Annotated in this window: 10 protein-coding genes and 1 pseudogene; 10 read left to right on the top strand and 1 reads right to left on the bottom strand. The window is 38.9% G+C overall.

The features are described 5' to 3' along the window. The first annotated feature begins 505 nt into the window (after positions 1-505). From PX481_RS18890 to PX481_RS18910, 5 genes are all read left to right on the top strand, one after another. Positions 506-1,861, top strand: a complete 1,356-nt coding sequence (locus PX481_RS18890; RefSeq protein WP_288095433.1) for an AAA family ATPase — start codon at positions 506-508, stop codon at positions 1,859-1,861. Continuing rightward, on the top strand, positions 1,839-2,687 hold the full coding sequence (locus PX481_RS18895; RefSeq protein ID WP_002762894.1) for a DUF4435 domain-containing protein: 849 nt from the start codon (positions 1,839-1,841) through the stop codon (positions 2,685-2,687). The genes PX481_RS18890 and PX481_RS18895 overlap by 23 nt, the downstream gene beginning before the upstream one ends. Positions 2,688-3,173: 486 nt before the next feature. Continuing rightward, the gene (ppk1, locus tag PX481_RS18900; protein ID WP_288095435.1) at positions 3,174-5,342 is read left to right on the top strand and encodes a polyphosphate kinase 1; all 2,169 of its coding nucleotides are present in this window, start codon (positions 3,174-3,176) and stop codon (positions 5,340-5,342) included. 235 nt (positions 5,343-5,577) lie between these two features. Further along, positions 5,578-5,823 carry a hypothetical protein gene (locus tag PX481_RS18905; RefSeq protein ID WP_002762890.1) on the top strand — a complete coding sequence of 82 codons (246 nt, stop codon included), beginning with the start codon at positions 5,578-5,580 and terminating at the stop codon, positions 5,821-5,823. 398 nt (positions 5,824-6,221) lie between these two features. Next, complete coding sequence (locus tag PX481_RS18910; RefSeq protein WP_002762888.1) at positions 6,222-7,697, top strand: bifunctional metallophosphatase/5'-nucleotidase; 1,476 nt, start codon at positions 6,222-6,224, stop codon at positions 7,695-7,697. 505 nt (positions 7,698-8,202) lie between these two features. On the opposite strand, the gene PX481_RS18915 is transcribed toward PX481_RS18910, so the two are convergent. Next, entirely contained in the window at positions 8,203-9,927 is a 1,725-nt protein-coding gene (locus tag PX481_RS18915; protein WP_288095438.1) for a diflavin flavoprotein, read from the bottom strand. Between the two features lie 513 nt (positions 9,928-10,440). On the opposite strand from PX481_RS18915, the gene PX481_RS18920 reads away from it, so the two are divergent. The 5 genes and pseudogenes from PX481_RS18920 to PX481_RS18940 form a co-directional block, all read left to right on the top strand. After that, positions 10,441-10,596, top strand: coding sequence for a CU044_2847 family protein (locus PX481_RS18920; RefSeq protein WP_002762885.1), 156 nt, complete (start codon positions 10,441-10,443; stop codon positions 10,594-10,596). A 1-nt stretch (position 10,597) separates the two neighbouring features. Beyond that, positions 10,598-11,185: a Uma2 family endonuclease gene (locus PX481_RS18925; protein ID WP_288095440.1), complete on the top strand. Its 588-nt coding sequence runs from the start codon at positions 10,598-10,600 to the stop codon at positions 11,183-11,185. A gap of 12 nt (positions 11,186-11,197) precedes the next feature. Beyond that, positions 11,198-11,381, top strand: a pseudogene (locus PX481_RS18930) (hypothetical protein). A 211-nt stretch (positions 11,382-11,592) separates the two neighbouring features. Then, positions 11,593-11,943 carry a CU044_2847 family protein gene (locus PX481_RS18935; protein WP_002762880.1) on the top strand — a complete coding sequence of 117 codons (351 nt, stop codon included), beginning with the start codon at positions 11,593-11,595 and terminating at the stop codon, positions 11,941-11,943. A gap of 1 nt (position 11,944) precedes the next feature. Next, positions 11,945-12,230 (top strand): Uma2 family endonuclease (locus PX481_RS18940; RefSeq protein ID WP_288095442.1); only part of this gene is annotated, 286 nt, incomplete at its 3' end.

Raw genomic sequence — 12,230 nt, forward strand, 5'->3', positions numbered from 1 at the left:
ATGTGATGTGTGGTTAAACGGGGTGCATCTCACCTTTGCAGAAATACCGACAATCAGCAATTATCAGTGACTCTTAAAATAATTAGGGTCTGATGAATAAATCTAAAAACATTGTTGGATAAGACTTTTGGACTTTTTTCCCCTCAAAAAGTGCCAGCCATTGCGGGGATCGGGGGGAAAATTCCTGGACTTTTTCCCTGAAAATTAGGTAGTTGACCACCTGAAAATCGATAAAACCCCACACCCCACACCCCACACCCCACACCCTGCCACCACCGAAAAGCTTTTTGCCGCAAACCCTAAGTAGCGGCTAGGAGAATGGGAAGTGGGCTGTTAAAGTTCGATCGGGAGTTAATCATACTATTTAAAAGGGATTTGGTATAATACAGTGTCTATAGGCGTTTTTTGAAAACGTCTGCCAAAATTTCTAGCTTCAACGCCTCGATCCTCTCAAGTTATGAGTAGTAGAGTGCGTCTAAGTTTAATCGCTTGCTCCCGGGAAATTATGAGAATTAAACAAATTACAGTTAAGCATCTTTTTGGCATATTTGACCATACAATTAATCTCAATATGGAGGAAAGAATAACTATTATTCATGGTAAAAATGGCTTTGGGAAAACCTCAATACTGCGATTGGTCAATGGCTTTTTTAACTTAAAGTATTCAGATATAAGAGCTATTCCTTTTCAAAAATTTACTATAATTTTTGACGATAAAAGCTTTGTGGATGTTGTCAAAGCTTCCACCAGTAAGAATAAAAAAAGTAATGTAAGACCAAAGATTAATTTTAATTTTACTTCCTCCGATCAAAAAGAAAAACTGACTTTTTCTCCTAATTTACTAGACGGGAAAACAATTTCTTTCCCTCTCAGCATGATAGATGATTTCATACCCGATTTAGATAGAGTTGGATCAGAAAAATGGCTCTATACCCCCACAAAAGAAATTATGGATTTAGAAGATATTTATGAACGATTTGGAGAATATTTACCCAAGCAATTCCAGAAAGAATATCCTGATTGGTTAAAGAAAATTATAGACTCTATTAATGTTCGTTTTATTGAATCACAACGTCTATTAGATATTTCCAATAGTGCCAAAAATGGCAGAACTATAAGGATGCCGATGACATTGTACTCTGTGGCCAGCTATTCTGAAGATTTAGCAGAAAATATTCAAACTAAATTAGCAGAGTATGGACAACTATCTCAAACTTTAGACCGAACCTTTCCAGCGAGAGTTGTACAAAAAAAGGCATCATTGACCGATGATGAACTAAGGGAAAAAATTGATCAACTTGAAAGCGAAAGAAATCAATTAATTAGTGCAGGACTATTGAAAAAAGATGAAGATTCTAACTTCCAAGTTAAAGATAGTATTGATGATAGCACCAGAAAGTTATTATCGGTTTATATTGAGGATGTATATAAAAAGCTCAATGTATTCAATGACATTTATCCTAAAGTAGAGCTATTTAAAAATATAATTAATAAAAAATATTCTTTCAAAAGTGTTACTATTGATCAAAGCAAAGGGTTTATCTTCACTACCCAGGAAGGGGAGGTTTTATCGCCAACAGATTTATCTTCTGGGGAACAGCACGAATTAGTAATTTTATATGAATTGTTATTTAAAGTTAAACCTAATACTTTGATCTTAATTGATAAACCAGAAATGTCACTTCATATTTCATGGCAGCAGGAATTTTTAAAAGACTTACAGGAAATCACGAAACTTTCCGGGTTAGATATTTTGATGGCTACCCATTCTCCTGATATTATTAATGATCGTTGGGATTTGACAGTTGAATTAGAGAAACCAAAGCAAAAAAGCAAAGATGAGAGAACAGATAACACCTGACAGAATTGCTAATAGCATTCGTTTACTACGCAGCGATCATGAGGGAGTTTTTTTAATTGTTGAAGGTCATAGCGATAAACTTATTTATGAGCGATTAGTAAACAAGCAAGAGGTTAGGATCACAATTGCCTCTAATAAAAATAATGCTATCAAAGCATTATCCATCTTAGAAAAAGAAAATTTTTGCCGAGTTGTTGCTGTTATAGATGCGGATTTTTCGAGAATAGAACAGCAAATTCCCGACAGTAATCATCTCTTTTTAACCGATGAACATGATTTGGAAATGATGTTAATTAAATCTGCTGCTTTCGATAAATTATTAAAAGAACGAGGAAGTGAAGAAAAAATTGCAGCTTTTTCCAAAGATATTAGAGAAACTTTACTAAAGTTAGGTCAGGAAATTGGTAAATTAAGATTGCTATCTCTTAGAAATGAGTTGAATTTAAAGTTTGAAGGATTAAATTTTAGTAAGTTTATTGACAAAAAGAATCTGAATCTGTCAATAGATATTGACAAATTAATTAGAAGTATCAAAAATCATTCTCAGAAACTGTCCTTAGACGAACAGCAAATTAAACAGGATTTATCGGTAATTAGCGATGAAAATCACGATCCGTGGCAGCTATGTTGTGGACACGATTTTATCAGTATTTTAGCGATCGCACTCTGGAAGGTTTTAGGTACATGGAATGCTAATGATGTTAAAAAAGAAGACTTGGAAAGAGAGTTAAGATTAGCTTATGAGTTATCTTATTTTTATCAAACACAAATATATACACTAATGATTAATTGGCAATCTAATCATCATCCTTATCAAATATTCTGATTCGGATTATTGCCTGAACTTGGAGATGATAAGTAGGTGGGCGTTAAAAGTTGTCAGATCCCCCCGCCTATCGGCACCCCCCTTATCAAGGGGGGCAGGGGGGATCGAACCTAAAATCCATTTTTAATTTAATTATAACCAGGTACTTATATTTAACAAGTCAGATCGGCTCGACTTTGTGTTATAATCAAAGCTGGGCTTTAAAGACAATATTCTCAGCAAATTATGCCTATTGTTCTTCCTGGCACTCTAATTTCACTGAAAGATTAATTTAACCTTGATCTGTCGGGACTGATTTCTTAACCTGTTAATAAATTGATTTTTTCCCCAGTCAGGCTAGAATCAGTAGGACTAGCATCCAAGATAATCGGGGTAACTTTGGTTAATCTGGGGCAATGTAGCCTAAAAAAACGCCAAAAATAGTCAAATTTAGACTTGAGTGGCTTCTTACTAACTGTTTAATCTATTATTTAGGTATTAGACTCTATGGCTAAAGCTTCTACCGTAACTTCTGAAATCGATCTTAAAGATTCGCAATATTACTTTAACCGAGAATTAAGCTGGTTAGAATTTAATCGTCGCGTGCTTTATGAGGCACTTGATCCTCGGACTCCCCTACTAGAAAGATTAAAATTTACCGCCATTTTTTGTGCCAATCTCGACGAATTTTTTATGGTACGGGTGGCAGTGCTTAAACAACAGGTAGAGGCAAATGTAGCCGTTTTAAGTGCCGATGGCCGGACTGCCTCAGAACAGCTAACCGAGATCAGTAAACGTCTGCGTCCCCTTGTACAACAGCAGGATCGTCTTTTTGAACACACCCTAAAAAACCTCTTAGTGGAACAGGGAATTCATCTGATTAACTATGTAGATTTACATCAAGAACAGCGCAATTATCTCCACGATTACTTTGAACAAAATATTTTCCCCGTTTTAACTCCCCTAGCGGTGGATCCTAGTCATCCTTTTCCCTATATTTCTAATCTTAGTCTCAATTTAGCCGTAGTCGTTCGCGATCCCGACACCGATAAAGAACTATTTGCCAGGGTGAAAGTGCCGCAGGTTTTCCCCCGTTTTCTGGCATTATCCAAAGAATTACGCCACCAAGATGGAAAAGCTTCGATTTGGACGGGAGTGCCTCTGGAACAGGTGGTAATGCACAATTTAGAGGCACTTTTCCCCGGCATGATCATCCAAGAATGTTATCCTTTTCGGGTGACGCGCAATGCCGATATCTCCGTCGAAGAAGATGAGGCCGATGATTTATTATTAGCGATCGAGGAAGAAGTACGCAAGCGCCGCATCGGTAAATCGGCAGTACGTCTGGAAATTCACAGTTCTACCCCTAGCAATATTAAAGACCGGATCATGCGCGATCTGGGACTTGAGGAGATCGATGTTTACGATGTGGATGGACTGCTGGGACACAAAGATTTATTTTATTTTCTGTCCTTACCCTGTCCCGAACTGAAAGATCCCCCTTGGAATCCTGTCACCCCACCAGTTTTACAGGGATTGCGAGAAATAGTTGACGGTAACGAAGACGGTATCCTAGAACAGGATGGCGAAGATATTTTTACTTTAATTCGCAATAACGATATTCTCGTTCATCACCCTTACCATTCCTTTAGTGCCTCAGTACAACAGTTTATCGCCCAGGCTGCCCATGATGCCCATGTTTTAGCGATTAAAATGACTTTGTATCGTACTTCCGGAGATTCCCCGATTGTCAATTCCCTGATTGCAGCGGCGGAAAATGGTAAACAGGTAGCGGCGTTAGTGGAACTAAAAGCACGCTTTGATGAGGAAAATAACATTACTTGGGCGAAAAAGCTCGAACAAGCCGGAGTTCACGTTGTTTATGGCTTAGTTGGTCTAAAAACCCATACGAAAGTGGTTCTCGTGGTCAGAAAGGAAGGGGATAAAATCCGTCGTTATTTCCATATTGGCACGGGCAATTATAACCCAAAAACGGCTAAATTATACACTGATTTGGGTTTACTTAGCTGTCGTGAGGATTTGGGGGCAGATATCACCGATTTATTTAACTTTCTGACCGGATACTCCCGTCAGCAATCCTATCGCAAACTTTTAATTGCTCCGGTGAGTTTGCGAAAACGGATGTTAGCAATGATCGATCGCGAGGCCAAAAACTGTAAAAATGGCGGTACGGGTCGCATTGTCGCAAAAATGAACTCTCTTGTCGATCAACCGATTATAGAAGCTTTATACGCTGCTTCTCGTGCCGGTGTGCAGATTGACTTGATTATTCGCGGCATCTGTTGTTTACGGCCCGGATTGCCAGAAATAAGCGAAAATATCCGAGTAATTAGCATTATCGGCCGCTTTTTGGAACATTCCCGCATTTTTTACTTTTACAATGATGGTCAGGAGGAGGTGTATATTGGTAGCGCCGATTGGATGACGCGGAACCTGACTCGTCGCGTGGAAGCAGTGACACCCATCGATGAACCAGCGATCGCCAAGGAACTGGAAGAAATTCTCGGCATTATGTTGTCAGATAACCGACAAGCATGGGAATTACAATCCGATGGCAGTTATATTCAGCGTCGTGCTGACAATGAGGGACAGGAAAGCAGTACCCATGTAATTTTAATGGAAAAAGCCCTTAAATCTGCGGGTATTAGTCCATAGGAACAGTTATCAGTTATCAGTTATCAGTATTCTCTCGTTGACCCCCTCGGATGCCCTTCTACTTCTGGAGTTCGGGGCTTGATAATCTGACTTATTGAGAATAATTTTTATTTGTCGGAGATAATTTAACCCCCCCTCAGAAAATGGGGTGTAGAATGGTGTCAGGGCAATACTTTCATTTATTTCACGGGAACTATTTGTTAGGATCGAAAAATCTTTACGTTCAGCCACAACCATGAGCGTTCTTGTCAAACCCTCTAGCCTGATTCCCAAAGGATTGCGGGTACAACAGATTAATAATCTCACCCTATTCAAATTTACAGATGAACTGGGCGATCGGATGCAGACGCTTCTTGACAAGAAAAAAGCTGATGATCTCACCCCGGAGGAAGTCCTTGAGCTAGAAGCGATTGGCGAACTCGACCAAATTTTCAGCTACATCAACGCTGTCATTGCCGCCAGAGTAAATGGTCATTCCTAAATCGCTCCACCATATTGTTCGACAACGCGCTAGGTTCCAGTGTGAATACTGTCACTATCCCGAACTCCTCAGTGATGCTCTCACCCTGTTTTTACATTGGCGCAAGTCATGCTATATTATGGGCTGTGGCTCTTCGTTACTTGGCATGATTCGATCAGGGGGCATAAATCGAAGCAATGTCTTTCTGTGTAAGGGTTTTATCCTTTATAACCCCCCTCCATTGCATAACACAAACCGAAGAGCCTAAACTGCTAAAAGCTGAACTTTTTCTGGATCGGCTAGAAGAAATCACAGACCAAGCTTCTGACGGTATTCAGAAAGCCAAGCTTTAAACCGTTCGCAGTACCCAAATCAAACTATCTCTTTCATTTAATCAACTCAAACTACTGGAGAGACTCATGGTTGAAACTACAACAAAACTCAAAAAGTTTACGATTTTACATTCCAATGATATGCACGGCGACTTTTTAGCGGAGGCTAAAACTGGACAAGGTGGTTTGATCGGCGGGTTATCATTGCTTTCTGGTTATATCAATCAAGTGCGTCAAACGGAAAAAAATACACTTTATGTTATTTCAGGTGATATGCTTCAAGGTTCGATGATTGATACCGAATTTAAAGGCTTATCAACCATGGAAATCATGAATTACCTAGCACCTAATGTAGTGACTTTAGGAAACCACGAATTAGACTATGGCTTTCCTCATTTGCTCTTCTTAGAAAAAATGGCAAACTTTCCTATTGTTAATGCCAACTTGTACATTAAAAAGTACGGTAAAAGGTTGATGAACCCCTATATCATCCTCAATGTAGATGGATTTGATGTTATGTTCATTGGTATTGTCACCGAAGAGGTTCTTAGTGCCTTAAAGCTGGACAAAAGCATTGGTACATTTGTTGGACTAGAAGATGCAGCGGCTGAAGTTGGTAAGATCTGTAATACCTACAAAAATGAAGATATTGATTTGACAATTCTCCTAACTCACATTGGTTTTGAAGAGGATCAAAAGTTAGCGGCTATGTTAGACCCTGAGTGGGGGGTGGACATGATCATTGGTGGACATTCTCATACACTTTTAGAACAGCCTGCCCAAGTAAACAACATTTTAATCACCCAGGCCGCCGTTGGGACTGATCAGATCGGACGTTTCGATATTACAGTAGACGACGATACGAACAGCATTGTCGAATGGAAATGGGAACTTATTCCTATTAATGATCAGGTAGCTAGTCCTGACGTAGATTTGCAAAATTTTATCAATACCTACAAAGAACAAGTAGATCGCAAGTACAATCGTATTGTTAGCCGTTTAAATCGTCAATTGACTCATCCCGTGCGCGAACAAGAAACTGAGTTAGGTAATTTAATCGCTGATATCTTCTTAGAAATAGATACGATTGATGTCGTGCTTGTCGGTAGTGGTTCCATACGAGGTAAAGAATTAGGGCCTGTGGTCACTCTTGAAGATCTTAAGAAGGTTTATCCGTATGATGGTTCTCTTTATAAAATTAAAGTTACTGGAGCGCAACTGACAAAGGTATTTACCCATTTTCTGCGCCCAGAAAACAGAAAGCCTGGGGAAAGTCAATGTTATCAAATCAGCAAAGGTGTTCGAGTAGTTTATAACAATACTAAGAAAGCAATTGAATCTTTCAGTATTAATGAACAACCTGTAGAGGCTGATCGTTTATATGTAATCTGCGTGCAAGATTATCATTATCAAAATTCGCTGAAGAGTTTGAATCTCACGCCTGAAGAAATAGCTAACGCTAAAGTTGTTACTACTTCAAGCCAAGGTGTTCTTGAAGAATATTTAAGTACTCATCAACTCCTTGACGGTCAGGTGGAAGGACGCTGGACTTTTGTTAACTAGAGTTTATGACTCTACCCAATTCCTGAAGCGTCTGAATGGAAACTTAGGCACGATTAGCAAATCCAACAATGTTTGAAACTTGCTTCCAATTTGTGAAGCGCCTGAATGGAAACGATGTGTAGGGTTAATTCATGAATTAACCCTACAATTTTTTTACTTCCAGTTCATGAAGCGTCTGGTACTAAATTCGGTTATTAAAGACTGATTATCTATTCCCATTTTCCCGTTCGGCTATCCTGATATGTAGCCTATAATCAACGGATTTAGTCTCAGTTATCAGTTATCAGTGGGTAAGTAATCAGTGATCAGATGTGATACTAAATCTGGTTATTAAAAAATGATTATCTATTGCTCCTTTTGCCTATTGCCTATTGCCTATCCTGATATGTAGCCTATACTTAACGGATTTAGTATGACTAACTGGTTGAGAGGTTAAACCATCTCAAAAGCTGAGAGCAAGCATCTTGATCTGTATTTTCTCAACCAGTCAAATCAAGCAAAAATCCTAATAATAATTACCGACTTTGCGATGGTGAACAGCTGTTAAACTATCAGGTTTAGAAACGCGACCATCGGTGACTTTATTGTAAACAATCCAGTGGTCAGCACATTCCATGCGACTAGCGACCTCACATTCTAAATAAGCGAGAGCATCGGCTAAAATTGGGGAACCATTATTAGCGGTGTGAGTATCGACTCCTGCAAAACGATCTTCCCCAGGTCCGAAACGTTTTAAAAAGTGTTTCATCAGGGTTTGATAATTGCCTTCTTCCAGAATATTTAAAATGAATTGATCCCCCACTTGCATTAAAGACTCGATCGCCCGATCTTTGGCCACAGCAACGGTAAAACCGGGAGGATCAAAACTTGCTTGCGTCACCCAAGAAGCGACCATTGCACCGCTTCTGTCTCCTTTCTTGGTGGTAATAATATATAAACCTCCGCTAATCCGTCCGATGGCTTTATCAAGGTCAGTATCGAGGGATTTTCTTTGTTTAACTTTTACCTCTTGTGTTAATAGTTGTCCCATGTCTGTCCCCGCTTCTTCACAGCGTTGATAGAGACTCTCGTTAGGAGTTTCTGCGCTACGAATGGGATCAAAAGCTTTGGTTAAACCAACTTCACGAAACTTATTAAATAGAGGTAAAATTGATTCATCATCACCCCCTTGAGATTCAAACATTCCGAGGTATTGTTTGGGGTTAACCGAGGCGAGAATTGTGCCTAAATTACCCGTAATTTCTTGGGCATTAATACCAGAAACGGGGGGAGTACCGATGACGATTCCCACCGCAGAAGAAGCTAATTCTTTTACCTCTTGGGGATCGGCGGATTTCAGGTCTAAAGTTTCTACAGCCAAACCAGTTTTAGTAATACCTTTGGCAATCGATTGACAGAGGCGATCGCTATAACCATAGTCGGAAATATAGAAGACAGCGACGGTTTTTTCTGCCTTAGTTTGTGCCTGACTCCAATCACGATAACGGGTCAATAATTCAGTAACATTATGTTTTAATAACGGTCCATGACCATTAGCCACGAGATTAATATTACCTAGGGGTTCCATCCGTTTCATCGCCGCTAGTACCGAACGAGCATTAGGAGCCATTAAACATTCATAATAGAAGCGATAATCCGGTTCAATAGCACTTAATTGCTCATCGTAGAGATCATCGGAACAGTAGTGCATTCCGAAGGCATCACAGGTAAATAAAATTCCCGAACCGTGATCGTAGGTAAAAATAGTATCGGGCCAGTGTAAATTAGGAGCGTTAACAAATTCGAGAATGTGACCATTGCCTAGGTCTAACTGATCGCCATTTTTGACCAGTTGACGTTGAAAGGGATGATGAACTAAATTCTCTAAAAACTGAATTGCTACTTTCGACCCAACGACGGTAATATTGGGAGCGAGTTGTAGCATATCTCTGACTAACCCACTGTGATCGGGTTCGGTATGACTGATAATTAAATAATCGATTTCTTGGGGGTTAATTAATCCGTTGAGACTATCAAAATATAGTTGACGGAATTTTTCGTGAGAGGTATCCACAAGGGCGATTTTTTCCCCACGAATCAGATAGGAGTTATAAGTCGTACCGTTTTGTAATCCGAATTCAATATCGAAGCGATCGCGATCCCAATCGAGGGAACGAATAGCGGTAGTGTCTGCGGTGAGATCGGCCACCTGCACGGTGAGACGTTTTGTTTTGACTGGTGTAGCAACCATCGAACCCCTCCTTATTGTTAAGTTTTTTATACTTTGTCTCTATTGTGCCACGAGAAAATAGGTATGGGAATTTATTTTCCGATAATTACTGATAAGTAGGGAGGCACAATTATTTGTAGGATGGGTTAGCGGTAGCGCAACATGATCTGGCGTTGGGTTGAAGCATGAAACCCAACCTACGTTCTGATAACAGTTATCTTAATGCTCAGGTGGGAGTCGATCGTCGATAGCGAATTAGCTTATACTTCATCTTTATGAGAAACGCTCTCTAGGGATCTGTGTGGGGAAATGGCTGTTATACACTCGAGTCAAGTTAAATTGGACAACTAGTGATCGCTTTTCGGCGGAAACAGGGAATTAGACAAGAAATGCTAATAAGCTAAGACGCATTTAAACCGCTTATTCTTAGATTAGCAGCCAGATTCAGACAAGAAAGGCTCATGTCCCTTGCCTACACTCTATTACTTGTCTTAGATGTCTGTATAATTTGCTATATTTTTAGATGAGCTTATCATGATTTCCCGATCCAATCCACCCAGTAAAGTTACTTTAGAATTTGGGTTACAAGTTGAGGGTAAAACGGTGATTCCTTTGCTGACAAAAGATTCAGCACAAGCTAATATTAAAGTTGCTATTGAATGGCAATTTAACCAAGATAAGGGAGGTTAGTATGCAAGTTCAAATCGAAAAACGCTATTACACACCTGAAGAATACTGTCAGCTAGAAGAAACAGCAGAATACAAAAATGAATATCTAGATGGAGATATTATTCCTATGACGGGAGCAACAATCAATCATAATCTGATTGCTGGTAATTTTTATAAAAATTTTCCGACTAAGATTAACAATCAAGATTATTGGGCTTTTATGAGTGATGTACGGTTATGGATGCCAAGATATCGCTTTTATACTTATCCTGATGTCATGGTGATTAAAGACAAACCATTATATGAAGGAAAAGGCACAAACACTGTAACTAATGCGTTAATCATTGTCGAGGGTTTATCGAAATCAACTAGAGATTATGACCGTACTGATAAGTTTAAGTTTTATCGCTCAATTCCTGAGTTTAAAGAATATATTTTGATTGATCAATACCGTTATTATGTTGAGCAGTTTTATCAACAAAATAATGGGGAGTGGTTGTTTAAAGCCTCTGAATCAGACAAAGATGCTTTAAGGTTTCATTCTGTGGATTTTCAAATGTCATTGCTGGATATTTATCAACGCATTGATTTTAATTTAAGTGAAGAATAATGGTTCTTTGGTTTGTCTTATGCAACGGACAGGATTATAAGAGATGAAACCCTTATAGAGAAAAACATTTGGTGATTTTTGTCAATTGTTTCTGATCTAGAGCGAACTAATTAATTAAATCTCTTGCCAGATAAGGATTTAGTTGATCTATGCAACCCCATTGAAATACCAAGTAACGAAGAACCATATATCTTAGCGAATTTTTCAAGCTAGGGCTTGCTACCTTGTAACCTGATATGGGAATTGATGACGCTCGGCGATTTGCGCCTGGAGAGGTAATACTTCTCCCTCTACATTTATGCTACCCCAGGAGAGTCCTCCCATAGAATCAATACTAATGGCTACTTGACAACCACCTCCTGAACGGTTACGATTAACATTTATGCAAAAATTAAGGTGAGGATAAAATGTCAATAAAAATCACAGAAATACAAGCCTCCGATGGCGCAAAAATTTATATGCAGTACGAAGAAGGTGATAGGGAGCAATTGCAAGCAGTAGGATTTTTCGAGGATATAGAAGAAAGAACAAAAAATTTTCAAGCAGGAGTTACTAATATTGTTAATGAATATGCACAATTGTTATTAACTTCGATAAAACAGGGAGTTTCCCAAGCCAATCCACCCAGTAAGGTTACTTTAGAATTTGGGTTACAAGTTGGGGGCGAAACGGGGATTCCTTTGGTGACAAAAGGTTCAGCACAAGCTAATATTAAAGTTGCTATTGAATGGCAATTTAACCAAGATAAGGGAGGTTAGTATGCAAGTTCAAATCGAAAAACGCTATTACACGCCTGAAGAATATTGTCAGCTAGAAGAAATAGCAGAATACAAAAATGAATATCTAGATGGAGAAATTACTCCAATGGTAGGAGCAACTACTAATCATAATCTGATTGCTTTAAATTTCTGTAGGAATTTTCCGACTAAGATTAACAATCAAGATTATTGGGCTTTTATGAGTGATGTACGGTTATGGATGCCAAGATATCGCTTTTATACTTATCCTGATGTCATGGTGATTAAAGACAAACCATTATATGAAG

The sequence above is a fragment of the Microcystis sp. M53603_WE2 genome (genome assembly GCF_030065435.1).

Bases quoted from the DNA above. Each gene is read 5' to 3' on its own strand.
- PX481_RS18890 (WP_288095433.1), top strand. From the start codon at position 506: ATGAGAATTAAACAAATTACAGTTAAGCATCTTTTTGGCATATTTGAC.
- PX481_RS18895 (WP_002762894.1), top strand. From the start codon at position 1,839: ATGAGAGAACAGATAACACCTGACAGAATTGCTAATAGCATTCGTTTA.
- ppk1 (WP_288095435.1), top strand. From the start codon at position 3,174: ATGGCTAAAGCTTCTACCGTAACTTCTGAAATCGATCTTAAAGATTCG.
- PX481_RS18905 (WP_002762890.1), top strand. From the start codon at position 5,578: ATGAGCGTTCTTGTCAAACCCTCTAGCCTGATTCCCAAAGGATTGCGG.
- PX481_RS18910 (WP_002762888.1), top strand. From the start codon at position 6,222: ATGGTTGAAACTACAACAAAACTCAAAAAGTTTACGATTTTACATTCC.
- PX481_RS18915 (WP_288095438.1), bottom strand. From the start codon at position 9,927: ATGGTTGCTACACCAGTCAAAACAAAACGTCTCACCGTGCAGGTGGCC.
- PX481_RS18920 (WP_002762885.1), top strand. From the start codon at position 10,441: ATGATTTCCCGATCCAATCCACCCAGTAAAGTTACTTTAGAATTTGGG.
- PX481_RS18925 (WP_288095440.1), top strand. From the start codon at position 10,598: ATGCAAGTTCAAATCGAAAAACGCTATTACACACCTGAAGAATACTGT.
- PX481_RS18935 (WP_002762880.1), top strand. From the start codon at position 11,593: ATGTCAATAAAAATCACAGAAATACAAGCCTCCGATGGCGCAAAAATT.